Annotated in this window: 18 protein-coding genes and 2 pseudogenes; 7 read left to right on the forward strand and 13 right to left on the reverse strand. The window is 34.1% G+C overall.

The genetic code is table 11. The features are described from left to right. Positions 1-87 precede the first annotated feature (87 nt). On the forward strand, positions 88-753 hold the full coding sequence (gene queE / locus ISP07_RS06020; protein ID WP_209327096.1) for a 7-carboxy-7-deazaguanine synthase QueE: 666 nt from the start codon (positions 88-90) through the stop codon (positions 751-753). A gap of 156 nt (positions 754-909) precedes the next feature. Here the strand turns inward: queE and ISP07_RS06025 are convergent. Continuing rightward, positions 910-1020 (reverse strand): annotated as a pseudogene (locus ISP07_RS06025) (thioredoxin-dependent thiol peroxidase); the annotation flags it as partial. A gap of 370 nt (positions 1021-1390) precedes the next feature. Here ISP07_RS06025 and ISP07_RS06030 point away from each other — a divergent pair. Both ISP07_RS06030 and ISP07_RS06035 read left to right on the forward strand, forming a co-directional pair. Beyond that, the gene (locus ISP07_RS06030) at positions 1391-2086 is read left to right on the forward strand and encodes a hypothetical protein (RefSeq protein ID WP_209327097.1); all 696 of its coding nucleotides are present in this window, start codon (positions 1391-1393) and stop codon (positions 2084-2086) included. A gap of 248 nt (positions 2087-2334) precedes the next feature. After that, complete coding sequence (locus tag ISP07_RS06035; protein WP_209327098.1) at positions 2335-3735, forward strand: DUF4145 domain-containing protein; 1401 nt, start codon at positions 2335-2337, stop codon at positions 3733-3735. Between the two features lie 127 nt (positions 3736-3862). Here ISP07_RS06035 and ISP07_RS06040 read toward each other — a convergent pair whose 3' ends face one another. Continuing rightward, positions 3863-4126, reverse strand: a complete 264-nt coding sequence (locus ISP07_RS06040; RefSeq protein WP_229634567.1) for a helix-turn-helix domain-containing protein — start codon at positions 4124-4126, stop codon at positions 3863-3865. Positions 4127-4277: 151 nt separating this feature from the next. Between ISP07_RS06040 and ISP07_RS06045 the strand changes: the two genes are divergently transcribed. Further along, positions 4278-4781: a hypothetical protein gene (locus ISP07_RS06045; RefSeq protein WP_209327100.1), complete on the forward strand. Its 504-nt coding sequence runs from the start codon at positions 4278-4280 to the stop codon at positions 4779-4781. A 176-nt stretch (positions 4782-4957) separates the two neighbouring features. Further along, a complete protein-coding gene (locus ISP07_RS06050; RefSeq protein ID WP_209327101.1) occupies positions 4958-10312 on the forward strand; it encodes an RNA-directed DNA polymerase in 5355 nt (1784 codons plus the stop codon). A gap of 74 nt (positions 10313-10386) precedes the next feature. On the opposite strand, the gene bcp (ISP07_RS06055) is transcribed toward ISP07_RS06050, so the two are convergent. The 9 genes and pseudogenes from bcp (ISP07_RS06055) to ISP07_RS06095 form a co-directional block, all read right to left on the reverse strand. Then, the gene (gene bcp, locus ISP07_RS06055) at positions 10387-10845 is read right to left on the reverse strand and encodes a thioredoxin-dependent thiol peroxidase (RefSeq protein ID WP_209327102.1); all 459 of its coding nucleotides are present in this window, start codon (positions 10843-10845) and stop codon (positions 10387-10389) included. A 55-nt stretch (positions 10846-10900) separates the two neighbouring features. Then, complete coding sequence (locus ISP07_RS06060; RefSeq protein WP_228290531.1) at positions 10901-12097, reverse strand: reverse transcriptase family protein; 1197 nt, start codon at positions 12095-12097, stop codon at positions 10901-10903. Positions 12098-12218: 121 nt separating this feature from the next. Beyond that, on the reverse strand, positions 12219-14459 hold the full coding sequence (locus ISP07_RS06065) for a retron Eco8 family effector endonuclease (RefSeq protein ID WP_209327103.1): 2241 nt from the start codon (positions 14457-14459) through the stop codon (positions 12219-12221). 78 nt (positions 14460-14537) lie between these two features. Then, positions 14538-15008, reverse strand: a complete 471-nt coding sequence (locus ISP07_RS06070) for a hypothetical protein (protein WP_209327104.1) — start codon at positions 15006-15008, stop codon at positions 14538-14540. Continuing rightward, complete coding sequence (locus ISP07_RS06075) at positions 15001-17055, reverse strand: site-specific integrase (RefSeq protein ID WP_209327105.1); 2055 nt, start codon at positions 17053-17055, stop codon at positions 15001-15003. The genes ISP07_RS06070 and ISP07_RS06075 overlap by 8 nt, the downstream gene beginning before the upstream one ends. 9 nt (positions 17056-17064) lie before the next feature. Next, the gene (locus ISP07_RS06080) at positions 17065-18876 is read right to left on the reverse strand and encodes a site-specific integrase (protein WP_209327106.1); all 1812 of its coding nucleotides are present in this window, start codon (positions 18874-18876) and stop codon (positions 17065-17067) included. Then, positions 18873-20120 carry a tyrosine-type recombinase/integrase gene (locus ISP07_RS06085; protein WP_209327107.1) on the reverse strand — a complete coding sequence of 416 codons (1248 nt, stop codon included), beginning with the start codon at positions 20118-20120 and terminating at the stop codon, positions 18873-18875. Before ISP07_RS06085 ends, ISP07_RS06080 begins: the two co-directional genes overlap by 4 nt. 117 nt (positions 20121-20237) lie before the next feature. Then, positions 20238-20609 (reverse strand): annotated as a pseudogene (gene bcp / locus ISP07_RS06090) (thioredoxin-dependent thiol peroxidase); the annotation flags it as partial. Positions 20610-20619: 10 nt separating this feature from the next. Continuing rightward, positions 20620-21153: a glycine cleavage system protein R gene (locus ISP07_RS06095; protein WP_054553746.1), complete on the reverse strand. Its 534-nt coding sequence runs from the start codon at positions 21151-21153 to the stop codon at positions 20620-20622. Between the two features lie 368 nt (positions 21154-21521). On the opposite strand from ISP07_RS06095, the gene bamC reads away from it, so the two are divergent. Beyond that, positions 21522-22583, forward strand: coding sequence for an outer membrane protein assembly factor BamC (bamC, locus tag ISP07_RS06100; RefSeq protein WP_187490480.1), 1062 nt, complete (start codon positions 21522-21524; stop codon positions 22581-22583). 71 nt (positions 22584-22654) lie between these two features. Then, on the forward strand, positions 22655-24022 hold the full coding sequence (locus tag ISP07_RS06105) for a YjiH family protein (protein WP_138600010.1): 1368 nt from the start codon (positions 22655-22657) through the stop codon (positions 24020-24022). A 33-nt stretch (positions 24023-24055) separates the two neighbouring features. Here ISP07_RS06105 and ISP07_RS06110 read toward each other — a convergent pair whose 3' ends face one another. Beyond that, positions 24056-24202 carry a DUF2897 family protein gene (locus tag ISP07_RS06110; RefSeq protein ID WP_082389286.1) on the reverse strand — a complete coding sequence of 49 codons (147 nt, stop codon included), beginning with the start codon at positions 24200-24202 and terminating at the stop codon, positions 24056-24058. Positions 24203-24241: 39 nt separating this feature from the next. Beyond that, positions 24242-24778 carry an acyloxyacyl hydrolase gene (locus ISP07_RS06115; RefSeq protein ID WP_054553743.1) on the reverse strand — a complete coding sequence of 179 codons (537 nt, stop codon included), beginning with the start codon at positions 24776-24778 and terminating at the stop codon, positions 24242-24244. Between the last annotated feature and the right edge of the window lie 113 nt (positions 24779-24891).

Genomic DNA, 24891 nt, shown 5'->3' on the forward strand with positions numbered 1-24891 from the left:
TCGGGCCTAAATAACAATTTTTGCGCGTGTTTTTGGTTTTTTTGATGGTATGTATTTTATACCGTTGCGTCGTAAGTGAGATGTCTTTTGTACAAAATTAACGAAGTGTTTGAAACAATTCAAGGTGAAGCGAGTTTTACGGGTACACCTTCAATCTTTTTACGTTTACAAGGCTGCCCTGTGGGTTGTGCTTGGTGTGATACAAAGCAAACATGGGACGTTGATAATGTGTATAAAGTGTCACTTGATGACACCGTTGAGAAAAAAGCAGACTCAGATCATTGGGCAGAAGCAACAGCGGAGCAAGTGTTAGCGCTATTTAAAGAACGTGACTACAACGCAAAACATGTGGTGATCACCGGTGGTGAGCCTTGCATGTACGACTTAAATCCAGTGTGTGAATTATTACATGCAAATGGCTATTCGACTCAAATTGAAACCAGCGGTACATTTGAGATTTTAGTCCCTGAGCAGACATGGGTGACTGTATCCCCAAAAATTAATATGCGTGGTGGCTATAAAGTATTACGCAGTGCAATGCAGCGCGCTGATGAGATTAAACACCCAGTGGCAATGCAAAAGCATGTGGAAGAGCTCGAAGACTTATTCTTAAAAACAGGTGTGAATCCACGTTTAGTGTATCTACAACCAATTAGCCAAAAGATCTCAGCAACTAAACTTGCCATTGAAACCTGTATTGCAAAGAACTGGCGTTTATCGGTTCAAGTACATAAATATTTAGGAATTAGTTAGGGTTTAGCCGTCAGCCGTCAGCCGTCAGCCGTCAGCCGTCAGCCGTCTGATCTGACCCCGATAAAGTAGACACGGGGTTTAATATTTCTAGTTAAAAACAAAAAAGCGTTGCACCATGGCAACGCTTTTATACTATGTTCTTGTAACTCGTAACTATCAATTCTGCGCTAAATAGTCCAACACCACCTGATGATGGTCTTTGGTTTTGAACTTATCAAACACATGTTTGATTTTACCGTCTTGGCCTACAAGGAAGCTAATACGATGTTGATTTATACCCCTCATAAAATGCACACTTAACTAAAATCTTTGCATATGGCTAGATTTAATTGTGTGTGCAGGTTAATTTAAGCACACTTTTATTTCACAACTAAGAAATTTCCATTTAACTTGAACTTCTAAGAGTACGCATATTTTAAGAAATGTTGCTTGTAGAAATAGGTATTTGAAGATGGGCTCAATGGAAAAATTGCTTATAAAAATATCTAAAGAAATAACAGTCATATTAACCTCCTAAAAATTGTTACTGTATCTATAGGGTAGGTTTAATGGTTTCACACTGTGAAACCTGGCTATGTCTGTACTGTGAAATTTAGCACTTTAATTTATGGATAGATAAAATTTGAAGGAAAGGCTTATGAGCGGAATAATTACGATAACTGCACCATATTACTCAGAACTCAGTTACATCAGACCTTTAATCAAAAATGTACTGGAGACAATTGAAGAAACATACATAAAAAATACTAAAATCCCATGTTGTTTGTTACCAACATCAGGTAGAGAAATTTCAATTACCCCTTTGTTTTACCATGCAGCCTTTGAGGCTTATTCGGCAAAAAAGATTAGTTATATTCCATCAGCAGAGATACAAGTCAATAGAGGTAACAGTAAAGGCCGCTTAGATTTGGCTTTGATTGGAAAAAAGCATATTGAATTGATTGAGTTAAAAGCTAGTAGAGTTAAGCTATTTGGCCATACTACAACTATTACAAATAAAATCAGAGACAAGTTGAAAGAAGCGAGCGATCAGCTAGAGCAAATTGAGCAGGACGAAATATTGCAGTCTACAAAGTTAGATTTAGAAGGGCTCGCAATTGTGAATATTTTTTTATTAGTTCCTGAATCCAAGTCTAGTAATGATGATTTAATACATGCAAGAGTAAATGAAATCATGAATGAAATAAAAGAGACTTTCATATACGCTTTAAGAGCGTCTCTAATATATAGTTATCAGCATCATATTAATTTGGACAGTAGTAAAGGAAAGGGTGAAAGTTCTATTGGCATGATTACTGTCGCTTCTCGTAAAGAGGATATAGATCAGATGTAATTTAAGTGAGCTGTTTATTTCAAGTTAACTTAATTCAAGGTTTTCTGTTTAGATACTTCAACAATAAATTTATAGTTCTGGAAGAGGTACGTAGAACCTTGAGAGTATTTAGAAGTGTTTACAAAATGCAGCACCAAAAAATCATTATAAGGATATTGTTTGAAGTAATGTTTGCAATGGAAGAATATCATTCAATAAGAGCTTTCAAACTTTATGGTTTCATTAACTCACATCAAGAATAAGTTCATATGCAAGAAAAAATTACAGATTTGGTGCTTAGTCTAAAGCTTTCGAATGAAATCCAAGAGTCTTATATCACAGGTTTAGAGTTTATAACTGCAAACCCTGACTATGCTCTTCAAAAATTTAGAGAAATAGTTGAAATGTTAGTTTCAATGCTTGAGAAAAAAAACCACCTTGAGCTTGTTACCAAAAACTTACAAGAGCGCATCAAAAACCTTAGTGTATGCCAAATCATTAGTAACCCACTCCAAAACCAGCTTCATGAAATAAGGAAACTTGGAAATAAAGCAGTACATTATTCCAATGAAAATTCTAATGGTGGTAGTTTTATTAAAGAGAGGAAGCAAATACTAACAGAAAAAGCTTTCGAAGCTAGGAAGTGTTTAATATCAGCGTTTGAAAACGTTTACTTTTCTATTTATGGTTGTATTGCTGCAAAAGAAACAGAAGCAGTAGCTGCAGGGCAGCAAGAGTTCAAAGACCTTATCTATAGTGCATTAATGACAGACTGTTACAAGACAAAACTTAACGCAGGGGTGATGTGCGAATCAATATATAATGAGATCTATGCTGATTCCCCTTTAATTGTTTCAGAGTCATTAGCTTTACAGCTTAAAGGCATAGAAAACCATGCAATCCAGTTTTATGATTCAGCCTGTAGCATGTCGGCAAATTTTGACTTGCAGTTTCGGCTTGGTAGTGATTTAAAAGATAAAGAGAAAATAATTCAAAATAAAAGCGATGTAGAAGCTCTTTTCAGATTTGCTTCGTTATCTTTAGGTAAAGAGGGTTTAATAGATAAAACCTTATCTTTGAATAGACTTAAATCATCAGCAGAGCGAGGGTTTGTTCCTGCACAAGCATTTTTAGGCACGTACTATTACGCTGAGGGGGAATATAGTCATGCAATAAGTTATCTGATAAAAGCTGGAGATCAAGAGGAGCCATTAGCTCTTAGATATTTATTTTATTATTATTCTGAGGGAAAAGCCTGTGATACGAATATAGAAAAAGCATTAAGCTTTCTTCTACGTGGTATGGAGCTAGGTAATGCCGATTGTGAAGCGTTATTAGGTATAGAGTATCATAAGGGAAGTTTGGTGGATAAAAATGACATTAAGGCAAGGGAGCTGTTAGAGAAATCCATAATCGCAGGAAGTATTATTGGTAAGAACTATATGATACTTCATTTTAATAACCTAGCTAAGAAAGTAGCTGGAGAAGCTTCAAAATTTGGTGAAAGTCTTCTAAAAATTATTGAAGAAAGAAAACCAAAACCTTTCAGAGCTGAGGGAAAAATTCCACCCAATTCATTATGCCCGTGCGGTTCTAAATTAAAATACAAGAAGTGTTGCAAGAACGGCGTTTCAAAGAAAGGCTCTGAGATACATCTTCCTTGGATATAAATTAATTATTGTAGGTTCAATTTTTTGCAATCAAATACGGTTGTAAATTAGAAGTCATTTAAATGGTTATATTTAGTTGACTTCGATGAAACTTCAATTGTTAATAAAAATTATTATGTTTGCCATGTTAAGGAGTAATGCCTTGTTTTAGGCTTTGGATTAAAAGCTTTTTATCAGTTTCAGATAAGTTCTCTATGAGGCAAATTAACTCTGCAGTGCTTTCAGACTCACATAAAAAATAAGCTAAAGGTTTACCTAACTCTTCAGCAATTCTTTTAAGTGTTGGAATGTCAGGCGTATGCCTACCTTTTTCATAGTGATTCATTCGGCTACTCGCAGAACTTGGGTCAAGGCCAATTCTAATACCGAGTTCTTTCTGAGAAAGTTCCATATAAGTTCTTGCTTGCCTGATTCGCTTAGGTAGCGGGTAATTTGTAAATTCCAATAATTCATCTTAATTCATTTTTCAGTACTTAGATTTTCTAAGTTTATGCTATAACTGTATACTTAGTAATCCTAAGTTTGTGCGGGTCACAATTTAAATGAAAAGCATATTCAAAGATAAGCACTTTCTCTTAGTGTTGAGAAAGCTAAATAACTTTACAGTAAATGAGTTTATGCAAGCCTATAATTATCAATGTAATACAGATTGTTGTAGCAGGAGGGGTCTTCGAAGTTATGTCCATAGGCAATTACTTTCTTTAACAAAGAAAGGGTACCTAATTAAAGAAGGTAAAAAAAACACTCAAAAAGTCAGATATATAAGAACTGAGCTGTTTAGACAGGACTTCAATTGTGAATATTTAGTACTTGATACTGAACTTGAAAAGATTAATCTTATTAGCTTAGCAAATCGGCTTGAAAACTATGAACAGCGAGTAATTTCAAGCTCCGCAGAGGTTGAGGAATATGAGCGATATATCCAGAGCTACCCGTTTTTGGGAGAAATTTTGAGTACAAAACTGGTTTTAGCTCGCGCAAAAAAATATCAAAGTTTAGGTAGGCTCAATGCACTTGAAAACATTTTAGATAAGTGCAATAAATAATAGGAAATACATTGTGTACTCTTACTTTTCTGAAGCAAAAACTTTTTAATTGTATTTCCATTTTTCTATTTAGAGAGTTGCCATCGTTATAACCATCAGAAATATATGATAGAGTAAAAATTTAAACTTAATACAATGATGTTTTAGTCTAAGTATCCTTGCTATCAGGAATTCTAATGTTATTTAAAAAATATGGAAATTTGATCTGTAAATTTTTGGCGACAGACCAACACCACTATGTTGCGCAACAAAGTGATGGCTCATATCTAAAAAAAGCTGGTTTTGTGAACCCTAAATTTATTGAGAATGTACTTAAAAATAAAGACTCAATTGCCATATATCAAAAAAATATAGATTCTAAAATAAACTGGATCTGCTTTGATTTTGATATTCTGAAAAAGTGCATTGAAAGTAATAATACTAAAAAAGGTGAAGCAGAATTAGAAAGAGTTGTTTCTTTATTTGTAGGGAGCATAAAAAAATTAGAAATTCCATTTTTGATAGAGTACTCAGGGAGAAGGGGATTTCATATTTGGGTAACTTTCGAAAAGCCGATCAGCTATCAGGCAGGGTATAAAATTCAACAAGCAATATTGAGTCATGCTTCAGTCGATTTTGACTCAAACCTAGTTGGTTTAGATCTGTTCCCACAATCAGCTTCCCCCTCAGGCGGGCTTGGAAAAGGCGTAAAGATACCTCTTTCTAAACATAAAGTATCTGGAAATTATTCCTACCTTTTATCAGACATTAAAGAAGTAAAAAACACAAAAAATTACAATGAGCTAAATGATGATCTTATACAGTCTAATATAGAGGTTTTAGAACAGCATAACTCAACAAGCCAAGCTGAACTAGGTCGGCAGTTAGAAGTTTTTTTTGAGTTTTGTGAATCAGAGTCAATTCAATATAATAGAGTAAAGTCTATATCGATCCATAATAAAGGTTTTGATTTAGAGGATGTTTTAACTCTTTGGGAAGAATCAAAGCCTTTACAAGAGTTAGCATTAAAAATAAATAGGAAGGAAAGTTTAAATAATCTAGAACGAGTTTTATTAGTTGGTATTTTTGGAAATATAAGCTCAAAGAAGTCAAAAACATTTGCAGAAGATATCCTTCATAAAATATTTAGTAGCTTTGATAACTACAATCGAGAACTAACGAGTAAAGCAATTGCATCATTTAAAGGCTTTAACTTTCCAAGTCAAGAACAGATTGAAAATATAGTAAAGGCAAAGTTTGGCTCTTCATTATCTCTAGATATATTAATTAAAAAGTGTATACCTAATGTACATGAATATGAGTCGGCAAATTTTGACTATTCTATTAGAGATGTAGAAGTAACCCGTGCCGCTGAGCTTCAATATCTATATTTGAATGATGAAGTTCAATGTAAGGTCGTTATTGATGAATTATCATTAAAAAGCTCAATGGAGTTTTCAAAAGAGTTAGAAGCGTTTTTGAAAGGCCATAGAAATTGGAGTTTCTATAAGCACTTAAGGAATGAAGATAACAAGGAAAGAGAGCTTGTTACTCTTTCTGCATCAACCAGAGTGTGCACCTCAACTATATTGAAGCAAATTGCATATTTCTTAGATATTAAAAATAATGACTTTTCACATGGCTATCAAATAAGTCAAGGATATTCAGGTGGTTATATATTTAAACAATGGTTATACCTTTGGCTTAAATTTATTAAAAATATTACAGAAGCTATAGAAGATGAATGCTTCTATGATTACTACATAGTTAAAACTGATATTGAAAAATTTTATGATAAAATACCACATGACACCTTAAAAAGGGTTCTACTTGGTGGTAGCGAGGGGGATATAAAGTCTAAAATTTTAACAATGAGTGACTCTTGTCGAGCAAAGTATAAAAAATGTATCGATTTTATGTTTAACCTAACTGAAGATATTGTAGGAAAAAATGTTGGACTTCCTCAAGGTCCTGCATATGCTCGTTATTTTGCAGAGTTATATTTAAACTCTATTGATAGAGACTTTATTGACTTTTACTCAAAAGGGGATGTGTATTTATACCAGAGGTATGTTGACGATATATTTTTTATTGCAAAGTCAAAGTCAGAAGCTGAAAAATTCCTAGCAATACTAAAAAGTAAGTTAGAAATACTAAGTCTTAATATAAACGAAGAGAAAACAATCGTATCTAAAATATCTTCATTCTATCAAGATTTTAATGAGTATAGATCTCAATCAAAATATACTATTGATCAAGTTTCAAAGTCGTACGATACTTCCAGTGATAAAAAGAAAAATTCAGCAATAAATGAGTTTGTTACACTAATGGAGGCAGACTCATGCCAAGATGACCTATCTTTTATATTTTCCCACCTGGATGGTGTTAGGGAATTAGATGATCTTAAAACCGAGAAAATTCTGCCGGCATTAACCAAAGGAGTTGGAAGAGGAAGCCTTTATAAAAATTTATTTAATTTTATATTCGAGTTTAATCAAGGTTGGGAAGTTATTTATGAAGTTCCTAAATACGATGCCTTGCAGTCTGAAGTTTTAACTTCAAGCTTAATAACTGCATTAGAGTTAAATAAAGATAAAAAAGAGCAACTTCTTGAGGTCGCAATAAAAGTTCAACCTCAGCTAACTTTTACTGATTTAGTTGAAGAGCACGTTGCTAGTTTGATAGTCAAATATGGTTGTGAAATACCATTTAACGATATATCACCAATGTGTTTTATAAAAGTAGCCGTATCTTCGGATCATAATGTTGCAGAAATAAGTAATGAACTTCTCCCATACTTGAATACATATATTAATGGAATTAAGTCTTTTACTGATTTTGTTAAAGTAATATATTACTTTAGCTTTAGTGATAAGGTTACAAAAGATGGTTTGGAAAAAATTACTTCTATGTTTTTTGCCAAGATGAGCCTTGAAATGGCTAATAGTAACTTTGAACATGATAAAGTATTTGGAGGGATAGTTGATTTAGAGACGACTAGTAAGTTCTATTTTCTTCTTTGTATATTCTCTTCATCAAATATAGATGTATCGGAAGATGTTATTTCTGGCTCTTGGAAATATTGTGTTTCCTTGTTTAATAAAAATGAAAATGTACCTGTAAACTTTATTAGACCTAATTGGCTAGATAAGTTGAGTCTTGTTAGTTTAGATATGCAGCGTGCAAACTGGATTGTGTCTTCGATTGTTGATGGCTGTATATTTCGAGGTGAAAGTGATAATTTGAAAGTGTTCGAGAATTATCATAATTCTTTTCTTGTTTATTTAGCTCTTAATGATCAATGCTGGAAATCAAATAATAAAGAAATTGAAGAAAAGCTTAATTTACTTAAAGAAAAATCAGAATTTTATAAATGGTTAATAGAACCTGAAGATGTAAAGTTTTTCCCCGATAATAAGAAATGGTTTGAAAGAAATATTATTGAAAATGGAGTTACTGCGCTAAAAAAAGATAATGTAGTTCTAATTAGAAAAGAAAGCAACGATTTTCTTAATACTTCTCCTGTTAATGATAGTGAAAATGGTTTTTCTGAACTTAAATGTACATACAACAAGGTTGACTTGATTGAGCTTAGAGAGCATTTAAAAGACGCTACTATGAAGGGCAAAATTTCATATTTAATAAAGTTATTAGCTGATTATAATAATGGCAATAATATACCTATGATTTTTTTACCAGAGAGAGTTTTATGTAAAGAAAAATTTAATGTTTTTTCTAATGAGTTAACTTATCACTCTAAATTGATAGTTGAAAGAGGCGGTAATGAAATTATCACATTTGATAATAATAAAGAAAATTTAATTACTTGCTTTTTTATCTATTTTTCTGACTTTGATGGTGACTTTTCTGTATTGCTAGAGCGTTACTTTAATAAGCTAGATAAGGACATTGATAAAGTTAAACTGATAACTAAGTTTAATTCAAACTTGATCCTTTCTGAAGAAGAAAGTAGTTGTTATTATCAAGACATGGCAATGGCTTCAGCATTATTCTTGAACTATCTTGATTTAAGCAAAGTTAGACAGGTTGAAGCCTTCATGAATCAATACCAGAAGTTCTTTAGCCTCGGCGTCGAAGATGTTGATAAAATGCATATTTTCGGAGTTCGAAAAGGAATGGTTATTAGTGATCAAAACCCAAAAGCTCTACTCGAAACTATCATTGATTCCCTATCTATGAGTCGGAAGGTCTCACATCCAGAATCACCGTTTTATTTAGACAAAAATATAGAAGCTTATTTAGCTTTAATCGAAGAAGTAATTGATAATAGTGACCTTAAAATTATTACTAGTGGAGTGGAAAGTTTTGAGCTGTCAGAAGTAAGTGCTCAGCTTACGGCAAGGCAGGTTAAAATTAATTCAGAATCATATTCCTTCGAAGACGTTAAAATAATTAACTTAAAAAGTATGGAGATTACTCCTTTTACAATTGCGAATCTTAGCTTAATAAATACTTCTGACCATATATATAGCAATTCGCCATCCCCTGGTGTTGTATACTTGATTACAATGAATTCTCATATAAGCACTATGTTTTTTAGTGTTAAGAAACGATATGAAGAAATTATTGATATACAGAAAAGAACTCAAAGCTATCCTGAAATAAGTTCTGATAGCATTGTAAATTCGATTAAGTATATAGATGGCTTTTCAAAGGCTGTAAAAGTTATTAGCCACCATAGAGATTTCCTTGAAGCAGATGCTGAAAATGTTTTAGCTAAGTGGCTTCTTCATATACCTGAAAAGTTTCGAGAGCCATTAATTAATCTTATACAAGCACATGAATACATGAAGTTGGAGGAGGTAGATAATTTTATTAAGAAAGTAGATTCATTAGATTGCCAAAAAGACAACATTTTTTTAATGAAGTCTATGGAAGATTTTAATGGGACTCAAAGGATTCTATATAAAAACCCCCAACTTGGGAGGAAGGTAAAAAAGTTTAATCCATTTAAATTAAACTATAATCATAAACGTGCAACGCTTATTGCAGATTTAATATTATCAGGTTCTCAAGTTAGCAATGCATTTTTGCATTACTTAACAAAAGAGGTGAGTTTTTCTTCATCTTTAAACCACTTTAAATATACAGAAAGTGAGCGCAATGCATTATTTGATTTTCTTAAGAGTCTAGATACATTAGATATTTATACAGTATTATACACAAAGGAAGGAATAGAGCGAATTCAACTAAAGTTACGCGCTATTCTTAATAATAATATCACTCTTAATGTTTTGTATGGGAGAGAAATTAGCGAAAATGCGTATTTTGGTTCTAGTCAGAAGCTATCTGAAAAAAACAAGTCAAATATTAGGAAAATTTTTACAAATAAAGATGAGCTGTCTGATTTATATGACCACTTTCACTTTAACGGACAAGCACCACTACCTTTAAGTATTACGGAAATTGATGAACTTGATTTAGTAACAAGGTATAAGTCCCTGCCTAAAATGTCTTTTGGTGTATTGAAAGTAGGCTTAAAAGCAGATCACAATTGCAAGCCATTTGAAATTATTCCTGAACTTGATTGATCTGCAATTAATGATTTAAATTAACTTAAGTAAGATTGAAACCTAACATCAAAGGGTTAGGTTTCAATAATTAATTAGCTTTTAAGATATTCTAAAACTACCTCATGATGGTCTTTAGTTTTGAATTTATTGAAAACATGCTCTATATCACCATTCTCATTTACTAAAAATGAAGTACGAACTACGCCCATATTTTCACGGCCCATGAACTTCTTCAGTTGCCAAACACCATAAGCTTCGCAAACAGCATGATCTTCATCGGCAAGCAAAGTGAAATTAAGGTCTTGTTTATTTGTGAAATTAGTTAGTTTTTTTGGTGTGTCGGGGCTAATACCCAAAACAACGACGTTTAATTCGTCAAGCTCTGCTTTAGAGTCTCTCAATGCACATGCTTGAACTGTACAGCCTGGAGTTGATGCTCTTGGGTAAAAATACACTAATACCTTTTTGCCTTTAAAAGAGGCAAGTGATACAGATTCATCGTATTGATCTTGTAACGTAAAATCAGGGGCTTTTTGACCTTCATGTAACATTTTTGCAGTTCCTACTATTGTTTGTAAGGACATTATCCTACCATTTTAAGCTATGCTACTTAACTCTTTTAGAAATAATTGTATTGAGTTCATTTATAATTTTACTGTATTTATCAATAGACTCATTACTTAGACAGTTATGGTCATCGTGGTAATAAATGATAGACTTTAGATATGATACGTAACCAATTAGCTTGTTGTTAATCTGGTTAATACAAAATGATTCTATAAATTTCCCTGCATTTTTCTTATATTTGGCTTTTGGGAATTCGTGCCTAAAACAAAGCTTGAAAATTTCTACATCTGTTTTGGGTTCCTCAGAATTTAGCTCATGTATCAGCTTAGATATTAACTTAGTTTTTTTATTTGATATTCTAATTGTTCCGTTTTTATCAGGAAAGTTACTACCAGTAATTGTATAGCCATTTAGAGATAAAGTGTTCACAGCTTTCGTTGTCTTTTTTCTGTTTAATTTGAACCCATCTAAATTTAAAAGTATGGATATTTCCTCTAAAAATCTTTCGGAGTGAATAAAGTGAGGTTTATAGCTTTTTGTTACTGCTTTTCGACCCATGACTATGGGCTCAAATATTGGCTTTGGTATCAAAGAGCCTTTAGAAGAGAAGAGCATATCATCAGCATATCGAGTATATTTGATGTGATGAATATCACAGAATTTTTCTATAAGAATATCTATTTTTCTGAATATGATATTTGATACTACCGGCGATAATGGAAAACCCATAGGTAGTATTTCTTCGTTCATGAAAGTTTTATTTTTGCTATTGTGATCAAGTTTCAATGTGATCAAATTATACATTAGTTCTGCGTGAGACTGAGGGCAAGACTCTGATATCGGGTCATCAGAAAAGTGATTTAGGAAATTAGATTTTATAATAGCTGGTGAAATTGAATGAAAAAAGTTCTTTAGATCAATGCGTATAAAAAAGTAGTTATTCCTATGCGGCTCAATAAAATCAAAATATGACTTTTTAGTTTGGTATGCGATAGAAGATTGGTTAAGTGGTATATGTGATAGATAGTTATTAAGAATAAAACGAGATAATTTTTGGTGGAGCGCTTTTAAATTTCTTTCTGGGGTGTATGTAAATTTATTACCAATTTTAAATTCATGTACATTTTCGAAGCTAAGGGGCGTGAGCCCCTTAGCTTTATCGAAAAATGAATAATCATCTAATATATCAAATACAGTTTTAGATAAAGTAATCTTTTTCATTTCTATTTCTTCCATGACACAAAGAACATCTTTTCACGTTTACGTGCTTTAAAAGCGGCAACAGGAGATACAAGGCGCCAAGCAAGTAAATAAAGGAGCTAGAAAGCACTAGGCTTTATTCTAAATGTAGAATCCCCTAATCTATCGAAGAAGAAACATTTTCAATTATACGGGATATTTGAGGGAATGTAAAAGCGAAAGCTTTTTCAAGCTCTGCTGGGCTTGTAGTAGTTCCTCTTAACTCCTCAATCGAAAAGTTAAGGAAGCTAGATACCCAACCACCAGTCTTCGAATTACATGAAGGAATAAACTTAATCACATTTTTATCTAAAAATTTGATTAATTCTTTAGTCTCTTTACTAATATAGTTGTAATTATTGTTTTCAATACTACATAGTGTGTCAGATTTACCTTTTAATAACATTCTAAAAATAATTAAGCGTTCAGACTTTGTTATTTGGCTTTCTTTAAACTTACTGACGATATGATTTAGCATCATAGCTCTGATCTTATGAGCAAATATCATATTATCTTGAGATATTTCTTTGCTGCTATTCCAACCAGTAAATATTGATAGGAAGCATCTTTCTAAATTAGTTTTATCTAAAATTGTGTTTTTATACTTCTCGATTATTACATTTACATCACCTTTGGATCCAGGGGCTGAGTTTTTTAAAAACTCTATTTTTATCCACTTAATAAAAATTCTTTGGCTTCGAGAGCTTATCAGAAACCCTTCGATTGTGTTAGGTGCTAAAAGAATGCATTCTTTTTCGAGAAGAATTGTATTTATTTTCTCAATAAGATCTGAAATATTCCTTTTCTTAAATGCTAATTTGTTATCGGTTAAGTGATTCTTAACTCCGTTAAGTTTTAATATGCTTCCCAACCTTTTATGTAAGTAAGCATTTTTTGAGCCCCAGAAGCTGTATTTAAGACTATTTCTTATTTTAAACATATCCACTTCTTTTGATAAAAAATTAATGGCGCCATTTTTAAGGTCTACATTAATCATCTTGTCAGCATCATATAAAATTAAGAATGGTATTGCTACATTTGACTTTGTTGGGTTTATTGCTTTCAGCATCACTTCATTTGTTTTGTATACATCGATCTTATTTAATGCTGGGAAAATTCTTTTTAAAGATAGGTTTCCAAAAAGCTCTAGTTCAGTCTCACCTTCTACAAATAGTATAAAATTACTAAAGAAAAGTTTAGCCTCATTATCGTCAAAAACATTTACAAATCTGTCATCGTCAAAGTATGAGTTCATTGTAGAACATGAAGTTACAGCATGGTGTTTGTTTTTTTTGCATGTCAAATGGTAAACTTTATGTTCATCCTTTTTATTAAAAAGCTTAACAGTCGTTTTTAGTATTGAAGGGTTATGTGTACTAAATATGAATTTAGGGTTGGGGGTTTTATATTTACCTTTTTCCCATTTTTCACTAGTGCTTTTAAAATTTGAGTATATTATGTGTAGGCTATCAATTAGTTGTTCAGCTTTTTTTGGATGTAAACCTATTTCTGGTTCATCAATAAAGACTGTTGGGGTTATGAACTCACGCCTAGTTAATGAGATAACTAGATGAAGAAATATCTCAATGAAGTTGTAAGAATTAGTTCCATCAGACTGTTTTGTGAGATCAAATCCATCAATAAGAAAAGTGTGGCCCTTTAAGCCTACTTTGATGTAATTGAGTAACATCTCTTGATAATCGTACTGGCTTGTATCAGTAATATCATTAATTTTTTCTACATACTCTTTATACGAATTACTCTTTGACGATATCTTACTATCAATAAAACTTATGAGCTCTTCTCTAGGTAGGTTTGATGTGTTAAGAAACTTTAGCTTAGTAATTATGTTCCATAGATACTTCCAGTCATATAGGTCTATTCTACGTGTATCAATTGAAAAGAATGGATAAATTCGATGAATAATTTCTCTAATATTTTTATCTTGGTTAGACCATGATATGGAGTTATTTTTATGAATTTTAAGTGTCAGAGTATATTGTTTTTTATTGTCACTTTTTTTATACAAATATTCCCACTCGCTTAATTCACTCTTGAACATTGTCTTATACATATGTTTTTGGTAAGAACTATTTTCTTTTTTTGTCCTAATGACATCTTCTAGTCTATTTGTATCAAATGTTATTTCTATCTCTCCATGATTCGAGTAGCTGGATAGTAAGTTTAAGTTGTTTACTGGTTCATCATTGAGAGACTTATAATAAAAATCTATAGCTTTTAATAAGTTGGATTTCCCGGAGTTGTTTTTCCCAATTAAACAGTTTATGTCTGCTAGGTTTTGAAGTTTAAAGTCTCTGAAAGAAAGTATGTTTTTTATTCTTATTGACTTGATGGCCATATTGCAATTTCGATCCGTAAAAATGTAATCATTATAAAAGTATGGGAAACGATAAGTTATCGCTAGATTATTGGAGATTTATGAAATTAAATTTTTTAGTTGCTCTAATTGTTTAGTTAGCTCCATACTTTTCATCCTCTCATTTTTAAGCATAGTTTCATAGTCATTGCGCGCTAATGACATTCGCTCTAAGTTTATTTCTAGCTGCTTAATTTGCTTCTCATTATCAAGATTTTTATTGAACCAATATAGTAGTTCACTTTTAGCGTTATCTAACTTTTTTTCAAGAACTTTTAAAGGATCATGATTAAGGTCAGCCTCAGGGTTTGCTTTAATTTGTATAAGCCTTTGTTTCTTGATTTCTTTCAATTTTAAAGAGGGCCAGCCTCTGTTACTAATAGCATTACGATGTAAATTAGTTAATCTAGATAGTTCGGCAATAGTTGCTGGTCGAGAGGGGGTGTTTTTTATTTTATCTATTGCTGATACTAGCTTTTCAGTATTTTCATCGAAAATACGTTTATTCTTTTCATCAAAATAATTACTCATCCTTTACCTCATGGCCAAGGAGCTTTAAAACTTCTTTTGCTTCGCTAATAACTTCTTTTATTTGATCTGCGTTATCTGCATAAATGGGGTTATTGAGGTTGGCTAAATTCGTTGAATAGACCTCTCGCCAGTATGGTGCATTAGCTTCACTTACAATTGCATTTGAGCACCTGTTTGGATTACACCTGAGTGATCCTATACAGGGGAGGCTCTCATTTGTATTTTCTGAGCCATAACAATAACCTAACCCTACATTGATTACACCGAGCCCTTGCTCAGCCATAGCTTCAAATATCTCATCCTTTGAATACCCGCTTGCCATATAGCCTTTAAAAGCATTTCGTAACCTCTCTTTATGCTCGGTTGCTTTGCCTCCGAGGTAATTTCCATCTGGGTCAGCAGTCGCTTTAATTACTTCAATTTCAGACTGTTTTCTAAGTCTTTGTGCAGTTTGGCTTTCAACTAAACTGTCTGCAATCCCACCATAGCCCATTGTGACATCACTTGTAGATCCTCTTGATAGAAACTTATCTACGGTATTGACCAAATGTTTTAGTTGGAATGAAATTAGAGGTAAGCCTGCTTCTAGTCTGTAAAGTTGATATGCAAGCGTATGTCTCATCATATAGTTACTAAAGCCGAGGTCAACTTTAGGCAATGCAAAATTTATAAACGCTTTTATATGAGAGCATATTGTTACAGAAGTCTGTGGCTTTTCCTTTTCTTGAGGTTTTTTTGTGTGTGTAGAACTGAATAGTAAATCCCTTTGTGTAATTGAACTCAATATTTTTAACGAATCAATAGCATCGTTAATGATGGGGATAACAACCCATTTGTCATCAAAAAGACCTTTGGATAAGCTATTCTTTCCCTTGAATACTTTTGAATTAAGAAGCTTTACCCCGTTTTCTTCAGTTATGCAAGTTTTTATTTTTATTACTGCTAACTCGGATGGTCGCATTCCTGTATATTGACCGATGATATACCTTGCTGCTCCAGCTATTAGTCCTAAATGGTTATTAACTGCCGAGAGCGATAAGTTAGTTTTTAGACTCTTTGAAAGAAAATTAGTCATATCCTTTGAATTGTATTTTCCTTTGGAGTTCTTTAAACTTTTCGGTATACCATAGTTTGAGTCAACATAACTTTCAGAGTAACCGGCATTTAAAAGGCGAAAAGCCCTATATATGCGGAAAGTATATATTGTGACTCCCGCATTATGACAGTAGTTAAATTGGTTTGGCTGCGCATATCGACTTACATAAGAGTCTGATACATCATGTCCCATAGTATGAAGAAAATCATGTATAATTACAGACGCACTTCTGATTAGTTTATCGAATGCCCAATTAGGCATTACTTGGTTAGATACCTTTTTTGTATATCGTTTTTTCCAAATAAATAGTTCAGTGTCAAAAGCTGGAACTTTTTCAGCAAGAATATTTTCTGATGTGAAAGGGTTCTGCAGGTAAGAAAAAAACTGCTTTAAATCATCATTATAATTAATACAATACAGCCTTGCTGTCTGTCGATATTCATCAGCTTGAACTTGTGTTATTGAAGAATAACTTTTTTCTACATGTTCATTCCCTAATTTAGCTTTTAACTTGTTAAAAACGGCATCTAAAAATCGCAGGCCGGCCTTAAAGTGAGCCATTATTGTGCTAGTTGCAAGCTTTCTAATTGACCTTTTCTTAGCTTTTCTACGATTATTGATAAAAACTTCTGGTGTCAACATAACACTCATAAGTAAACATTTAATCTCAATAACTACAACAGCTGGAATGTTCTTATATTTACTGAAGTTAATTTTAAGTTTGCTGCCTATAATATTTGCTGAGGCATTAGGGTTTTCAAAATTAAAGTCCCACTCATTATCTGAAAAATGAGAGTAATGTGAAACTGGTAGGCTAAGTAATTTTGTGAAGTACGCTGTGTTACCTTCGTTCAGAACTTCATCGAATTTACTCTTTTCAAAATTATATTTGTACTTTTTTAACTGAGCAACAGCTCTTAAAATACTAAGTTGTTCTAGTTGGCTTTCCATTAAGTGCCCTTAAATAAGCTCAGTTGTTTCAATATATAGCGAAAACCCTTCTGCCTCTTCTAGCTCCTGATTGCTAAATTCAGAGTCCTGACTATCTAAAATTGAGTTGAGTAATGCAAGGTTGTCAGTTATTACATTTCCGAAAGGTGTGTCTAAAACCCTACTATTTTGGATTTTGGTTAGATAATCTCGCTTCATAGCAAAGAGTTTAGGTAAATCCGTTTTAGTAATAATTACATTCGGGCAGCTGAGGCACATATTGTATGTGCTACAAGGCTTCCCTTTTGTGTATGAGGGCAGGCTCTTAACTGACTCTGGAGGATTAAATATATTTTTACATGTTGCAAAGGGGGTTGATATAGGCGCTATGTTCTTTTTGGATAGTGATGTGTCGGTTTTTGTATTTCTTCCTTTAGATGAAAGTGAGTTGATGTGAATTTCTGTCAATTTTTCTTTAATTCTTTCTCTTGAGGCTTGTCCGAAGTCATGTATATCTAAATAGCGCATTGTTGTGTATAGATTTTTATGCCCCATTAGTAGTTGAATCTCTCTAATTGATACACCTTGCGCTACTAAGTCGCTAACAAAAGTAGGCCTAAATCTTGTTGTCTCTATGATTGAGCTTTTCTTATCTTTCCTTAAAAGCCCACACTTTTTTGAAAAGGTTTTTATAGCCATTGAGACCATATAGGTGTTAGGTAAGCTTTTAATTAGGCCTACATGTGTTTCATACAGCCATAGTTGATTTTTATGCTTTAAAGGCGCTACCGACCTTAACCTTGAAGTTAACTGCAAAATACAATTAAAAATAGCTCGGACTTGCTGGCCTTGGCTTTGAGTTAACCATTGAAGGTCAGCTTTAAATATATCTAAGTGATATAATTTCTGCCCATCTGAACGGTTTTTCCAATATCTTAAGCAAGGTTTCCCTGTTGCTGGGTGTGACTCTACTAGGTCATTAATTTCTAGGTTATAAATTGATTCTACATTCATTCCTGTGATTTTTAATAATTTAAGTAGGAACGGTATTAGGTGATTAATAGTAACCTTACTTAACACTCCCCAGGACTCATAAACGTCTCGATAGTTAGCATTATTTTTCTTAACAATCTTGTAGAAAATTCTTCCTGCACGTGTGCTTTGGAAATTCGAGCTGTGAAGAATTGGTTCGCAGTCCATTTTATTTTCAAAAATCCAACGCGCATCATCTAATGTTAGGTTTTTAATGCCTCTTTTAAGCGCACAGTTTTCATCGAGTATAGCTCTTCCTTTACCTGTTTTTTCATAGGGGCTAAGGAGACTCGTTACACGAGCTATTTCAATTTCGATAGCTTCTTCAATTTGTTTTCTGTCACTTAGACTATAAGGTTTGTATCGCTCGGTTACCCTAGTTTGATAACAAAACGGGCTTGGTAAATAGAATCTATCAAAGTTAGGAACTTTAATTTCAATTGCTTTATTCAGAACGGTTTTATAAGCACTTTGTAAAACATTTGCATGACGATTATGTATTTTTTCACTCTGCATGCAACGTTTTAAGTAAGAATGAAATTCATTTAATGAAAATTCATTTAGTATTTTGTTTAGATAAATAGGTTCTCGATGAAACTGTTCTTCCATCAGTGCAGACACATAATTGAAAGCCGACTTAATGTCGCTTTTATATGATGTACTTGTTTTGACTTTATAAACTGATGTGAATAGGTGCATAAGCTGGCGATGCGGATTTGATTTGTTGGGTTTTGCCAAGTCATTAAAACTATTTAATGGCGTTGATAGTAGCTCTTCCCATTCCGTGAAAAAGCGCTTCACCTTTTTCATCTCTTATCCTTCAAATTTATCTTTAAATGTGTTTTGTTAGCTAAACGTTCCATTCGTTCTGCTTTTGTAATCAAATGACCATCGCTATCAGTAATTTTTTTATATAACTCTATTGGAATTTTAGTATAGACCTCTGTGCTACTTAAGTAAGCATGCCCTAAAGATTTTTGAACTACGGCAAGTCTGTCAACATAGGTTTGACCTATATCTGGTGATTGAAGTAGGTCATACGCATATCCATGCCTGAGTTTATGGGGAGAAATAGGATAAGATATGGCTCCTTTTTTTATCGCGCGATTAGACAGTCGCTCTAATAACTTAGATAAACACTTAGGTGTTATTGGTTTTCCATCTCCATTAAAAAAAGCTGGTGTTTGCTCTGGTGAAGAGTACTTTCTAGCGTATTTTTTATATAGTGGTGAGGCGTGGTATTTAATTATACGACCTAAGACAGGTCGACTCACAAGGGTCATTCGTTGTTTAGAGTTGTTATGCCGGCCTTTTACACCCTCGACAGATAGAGGTGCATAAGGTGAAGTAGTTGGGAGATCATTTCTTCGGGAAATTAGCTTCTGGCTATTGAATTCACTCGCATTCATTATGTCTTGCTTAGTAATATTTTGTAACTCAGATCTCCTAATCCCAGAATCAAAGATAAATTGCAGAATCAACCTTTCTCTTTCATGTGGGCTTTGCTCTATTAAGATTGTAAGTTCGTCAATTGAGCATGACACAACAAGCTTTTGTTTGACTGGACCACTAATTAAGCCATTTTCATAAGGGCTCTTGTCTATGTATGCGTCACGAAGCTCTTGGTTCTGGTATAGAAACTTATGAATAAACGCTTGTAATGTAGAGTCTCTATTTCTAACTGTTGCTGTTGATAGGTTAGAGTTATTTCTTAAATCGGCTAAATATTCCTCAATAACAAACTTTGTTACAGTAAGAAACGCCTCATCAAGAGTAGTGTTTTTGAACTCAGGCCGTTGCTTAAGGTAAGTTAGGAAATAGATAAGGTTTTTTGAATAGGTCTTAGCTGTATGTTGGCTTATTTTGTTATTTCTTAAACTTGTGGATAGAAACTCTGAAATTAAAGGGAGGACTCTAAAATCATTATCAAATACCAAGACTCCGGTACTCACAACCTTTTTTGACATCCAAACTTTTTCCTCCTCATTCAATAATGATTCAGAAAGATCTAACTCTTCCTTATAAGATGAATGTGAGTAAAAAAACTCGACCATAACATTCTACTTCCAATAGAACTGTGCAAGTTATAAATGTAGTAGTAAATGAGATGATTGGATAGGTGATGATTTAATTTTTATAGTGAAGTGTGCAACTATTTAATGGGGGTATAAATGAATTCCTTCGTATTCTTTACCCATAAACTTCTTGTAACCCCAAATACCAAAGGCATCAGCAATCGCGTGATCTTCGTCGGCTAATAAATCAAAGTTAAGCTCTTTTTTGGTTTCAAAATTCTTTAAACGCTTGATTGGATCAGGGCTGATACCCACAACACGTGTATTTAATTTAGCTAGCTCAGCTTTTTCATCACGTAAGTTTTCTGCTTGCACAGTGCAACCTGGTGTTGATGCTTTAGGGTAGAAATAAACCAGTACTTGCTGCTCTTTTAAAAGATCAGCGAGTACGATAGTTTCGTCATTTTGATTTTGTAAACTAAAAGCTGGGGCTGTGTCGCCTGCTTGTAATGGATTAATTGTTTTCATGCTTTGCTCCTTAGCGAATGCGTCTGAAAATATAATCTACGTTCAAACTACGAGAAAGATCTTCAAAGCTCACTTTAAAGTTATCAATATCGACTTCAACAGGAATATTAAACTCAAGTTCACAGCGCATTTTAAGCTCGTCATCTTCATCATAAGTGTCCGATTTAAGAGAACAAATGCTGATGTTGTTATCAGCAAAAAAGCGTGTAACTTTACTTAATGTTCCTGGTGTATCAATACCTGTGTATTCGAGGGTGTAACCGGCACAAAATTCACATGCAACATGACTTGCAGTGCGTTTCATCATGGTTAAAAGGCCTAGTTCCATTCCTTTAGTTGGCAAAGTATGTTCAATGCGGCTAATTGCCGACATATCACCTGCTAGTAGCATGATAAAGGTGAACTCGTTGCCCAAAATAGCAATGCGACTGTCAATTATATTGCAATGGCAATCACTCACTAACTGAGTTAATTCGCTGACGATACCGGGTCTATCTTCGCCAATCGCAGTGAGTACTATCTGATGATTTGTAAAAGCAGTCATGGAATTTTAAATACCTAGTAATTAACAATACCAATGGATATAAGCTTGATTAAGCTTTAATTTCACGTGAGTTTAATACCGCACGGCGGCGAAGTTTAACATAATTTGCTTAGTTAACGATAGCGACGATTAATTAAGCCGTGAATAAAGTGCGCTCTTTCTTGTTTTTAGGGGCATCAGAAAGTACCATAGTTAAAATTTTGCAAGGCGATAAGCATTCAAACACGTTACGCTAGCCCAATCTATTCGGGTTTTTTGCATAAAAACAAGAAATGTAAAGTTAAAAGTGATTTTACAGTGAACCAAATCGGTATTACCCACTCATATATTTGTTAAAAGAATTAAGGGTTTGCTAAGGAGAAATATCTGTGCAGTATTGGATCTCAAAGGCGCTTGCTGTAAGCGTAATGGTAAGTTTAACTGGGTGCGGTGTATTTACCGACGAAGCGCACCACAAACGCAATTATCGTGCTAATCAACCAGTCAAAGCACCTGAAGGTTTAGCGCAACCGGCTCAAGATCCGACATATAAAATGGACGTTGCGCAATACGACAATAACCCTGAAGCGAAAAACTACCGTCCGCCAGCACAGGTTATTACCATTGCTCAAGGTAGTTGGGTCGAAGAGGGTGACAAAGATGCGCGTGTTTATTTTGATAAAAACGACGGTATTGTTGATTTAGACGAGTTTATTTGGGACTCGATCCACGCCGTGTTGAACGAAAAAAATACTTCTGCAATAAAAGAAGATAAGCTTTTAGGAAGTGTTGAAACAGATTGGTACACAATTATAAAGCCAGAAGATGGTTGGTTTTGGGAAAGCGAAACCGAAGTATCACAACAACGTTTCTTATTTACTATTGAAGAAAAATCGCACCAACGTACTGCGTCATTAAATGCTAAGTTAGTAGATTATAAAAGCGATAGTCAACCTCTTACACCGCTTTTACAGCAACAGTTAGAAGTGCGTGCGTTAAACCAAGTTGTCGCTGAATTTGATTATCGCTATCGTCAACTTGAAGTTGAAATGCGCAAAAAGCAAGGTGTTATCTCGTTAGAGATGGGGTTTGATGACAAAGGGAATGCAGCTTTAGTGACTGAGCAGGACTATTTTGCTGTGTTTGAGCGTTTTTCAGGTTTCTTAGAGCGCTTATCTTTCACTATTGTAGAAATTGACCAAGATCGTGGCTTGATCACGGCTGATTATAAAAAGCCAGAATCAAGCGTATGGGACTCAATTTGGGGTGAAGAGTTAGCTGAGCTGCCAATTGAAGATGGCCAATATCAAATTCTTGTTAGTCGCACTAAAGAAGGTGGCACAAGCTTAACGTGGATGGATTCTGCAGGCACAATTCTTGAGCCAGGAACAATGAATGATCTCCAGCAAGCATTAGAGAATGCACTGCGTCAGCGCGGTATTAATATTTAATAATTATAATAGTTAAAACCACCACAAAAAGAGCTTAGCCGCTCTTTTTGTGGTTTTTACAGGTTGAAAATATGTCTAACTTAAACACAGCCCATCGCAGTGACTTGCGAACCTTGTTTACCTTTTTCGTTCCCTCACTTATAGGTGTCTTCTTGTTTATGACGCCGGTACCCATAGGTGAGGCAATGACCATTCCGATTGCTGTTATGGCAAAAGCTGTGCAGGCGTGGATAGCTCCTTTCGCGCTTGGTTTAATTACGAGCATTGTTTGCATTACCGGTATTTTATCTTTAGTGATAAAGTTGTTTAAACCCCAGCCATTACTTAAGTTCTTTATAATTAAACATTTATTTGATGTTAGTTGGTTGTGGTTGAGTGTTCGTTTATTAGGCATGGTTTTTATCGTTTTGACCTACACAAAACAAGGGCCAGAAATGATTATTTCCGGTAATACCGGTGCACTGGTTTTAAACGACTTGTTGCCAGTGTTGTTTTCTGTGTTTGTTTTAGCGGGCTTACTATTACCGTTATTATTAAACTTCGGCTTGTTAGAGCTAGTCGGTACCTTATTAACTAAAGTGATGCGTCCACTTTTTGGTGTGCCAGGTCGCAGTGCGGTTAACTGTGTAGCATCTTGGTTAGGTGATGGTAGTGTGGGTATTTTGATGACCGCTCGTCAGTATGAAGATAAACACTATACACAACGCGAAGCGGCCATTATTGGTACTACTTTCTCTGCAGTATCAATCACCTTTTGTTTAGTTGTTATTGGCCAAGTAAAGCTTGAACACTTGTTTGCACCGTTTTATTTAACAGTGTGTTTGGCGGGTTTTGTTGCGGCATTAATTGTGCCTCGCTTACCACCATTACGCTTCAAAAAAGACCTATATTTTGATGGCTCAGAGCCAGATAAAGACGCAGAATCAGTGCCTGAAGGTAAAACATTAGTCTCTCATTCACTTGATGTGGCGCTTGCTAAAGCACGCACTGCACCGGGTTTTGCTGGTACAGTGAAAGAAGGTCTACATAACGCCTTTGATATGGTATTCGCTGTGTTACCTGTCGTTATGGCTGTGGGCACATTTGCCTTGATTATTGCTGAATATACGCCAATTTTTGAATATATGGGCAAGCCGTTTGTGCCATTTTTAGAGCTATTACAAGTACCTGAAGCTGAGGCCGCGGCACAAACAATTATGGTTGGATTTGCTGATATGTTTATTCCGTCAATTCTTGCAGCGGGTAGTATTGAAAGTGATGTAACACGGTTTATTATCGCAGCAATGAGTGTGACGCAATTGATTTATATGTCGGAAGTGGGAGCACTGCTTTTAGGTAGTAAAATTCCGGTTAATATTATCGAATTGTTCTTCATCTTTATTTTAAGAACTTTAGTGACATTACCGGTGATTGTCTTAATGGCACATTGGTTAGTTTAATCTTAGCTAAAGCATTAAATAGAAAAGCCCTGATTATTCATCAGGGCTTTTTTTATCTTCATTATCATCGCTTTTAGGTACTTTGAAGTCCATTTTTGCTGCATGTTTTAGCAACATAAGGTTACCAATTACTACACCAAACACAGCAACAACAATGGCTATAATTTGCCAAGTTTCCATCTTGAAATCCTGCCGATATACACAGCGATATAGTAGCACTTAAAATCGTCTTGCATAAGACAGTGAAATAAAATCAAGGCCAGGGTTAGGGCTCTTGAAACCCGCATTTGAGTAATGTAAATATCTAAGTGCTAAGGTTGAGTCGTCACCTAAATCTGCAACTAGACCCAATCTATCTTCAAACTGATAGTGAGTACTAACGTTTTTGCCTGCAAAACGGGTGTCGTCCAACAGTGAAACGCCAATCCCAAACTCCACATAAACAGGCATGTTTTTCACATTAAACACAGGGTATTGGATCACCGGAGACATAGCTAACACGATATTAGTTTGATGTTTGTTGTCTTTGCCATACTGCCAAATATTAAAACTAGATTCGAAGTACAAGCGGGCGTGTTGCAAGGGCAACTTTTCATTGGGTACATGGTACTGATAGGCCAGCTTTAGACCTTTTACATCACCTTCACCTTGAATGTAATCAATGGCATAACCATGATTTGAAGCTGAATAACTTGGTGCTGCTAAAAGAGCAGCTGCACTCAAAATAAGTGCTTTTAATGGCTTTTTAAATTTCATTTCGGTACTTCTCATTATGTCGATGAGCAAGTAAATAAGGCGGTGTTAGGGGCTTTTCAATGTGCAAAAAAACACAGAAGCTGTGCACATTCTCATATTTTTTAGCAATTAGC

It is taken from the genome of Pseudoalteromonas sp. PA2MD11, assembly GCF_017808125.1.
Taxonomy (GTDB): domain Bacteria; phylum Pseudomonadota; class Gammaproteobacteria; order Enterobacterales; family Alteromonadaceae; genus Pseudoalteromonas; species Pseudoalteromonas simplex.

Excerpts from the sequence above, each read along its gene's own strand:
- ISP07_RS06030 (WP_209327097.1), top strand. The coding sequence starts at position 1,391 with ATGAGCGGAATAATTACGATAACTGCACCATATTACTCAGAACTCAGT.
- ISP07_RS06035 (WP_209327098.1), top strand. The coding sequence starts at position 2,335 with ATGCAAGAAAAAATTACAGATTTGGTGCTTAGTCTAAAGCTTTCGAAT.
- ISP07_RS06040 (WP_229634567.1), bottom strand. The coding sequence starts at position 4,126 with ATGGAACTTTCTCAGAAAGAACTCGGTATTAGAATTGGCCTTGACCCA.
- ISP07_RS06045 (WP_209327100.1), top strand. The coding sequence starts at position 4,278 with ATGAAAAGCATATTCAAAGATAAGCACTTTCTCTTAGTGTTGAGAAAG.
- ISP07_RS06050 (WP_209327101.1), top strand. The coding sequence starts at position 4,958 with ATGTTATTTAAAAAATATGGAAATTTGATCTGTAAATTTTTGGCGACA.
- bcp (WP_209327102.1), bottom strand. The coding sequence starts at position 10,845 with ATGTTACATGAAGGTCAAAAAGCCCCTGATTTTACGTTACAAGATCAA.
- ISP07_RS06060 (WP_228290531.1), bottom strand. The coding sequence starts at position 12,097 with ATGGAAGAAATAGAAATGAAAAAGATTACTTTATCTAAAACTGTATTT.
- ISP07_RS06065 (WP_209327103.1), bottom strand. The coding sequence starts at position 14,459 with ATGGCCATCAAGTCAATAAGAATAAAAAACATACTTTCTTTCAGAGAC.
- ISP07_RS06070 (WP_209327104.1), bottom strand. The coding sequence starts at position 15,008 with ATGAGTAATTATTTTGATGAAAAGAATAAACGTATTTTCGATGAAAAT.
- ISP07_RS06075 (WP_209327105.1), bottom strand. The coding sequence starts at position 17,055 with ATGGAAAGCCAACTAGAACAACTTAGTATTTTAAGAGCTGTTGCTCAG.
- ISP07_RS06080 (WP_209327106.1), bottom strand. The coding sequence starts at position 18,876 with ATGAAAAAGGTGAAGCGCTTTTTCACGGAATGGGAAGAGCTACTATCA.
- ISP07_RS06085 (WP_209327107.1), bottom strand. The coding sequence starts at position 20,120 with ATGGTCGAGTTTTTTTACTCACATTCATCTTATAAGGAAGAGTTAGAT.
- ISP07_RS06095 (WP_054553746.1), bottom strand. The coding sequence starts at position 21,153 with ATGACTGCTTTTACAAATCATCAGATAGTACTCACTGCGATTGGCGAA.
- ISP07_RS06105 (WP_138600010.1), top strand. The coding sequence starts at position 22,655 with ATGTCTAACTTAAACACAGCCCATCGCAGTGACTTGCGAACCTTGTTT.
- ISP07_RS06110 (WP_082389286.1), bottom strand. The coding sequence starts at position 24,202 with ATGGAAACTTGGCAAATTATAGCCATTGTTGTTGCTGTGTTTGGTGTA.
- ISP07_RS06115 (WP_054553743.1), bottom strand. The coding sequence starts at position 24,778 with ATGAAATTTAAAAAGCCATTAAAAGCACTTATTTTGAGTGCAGCTGCT.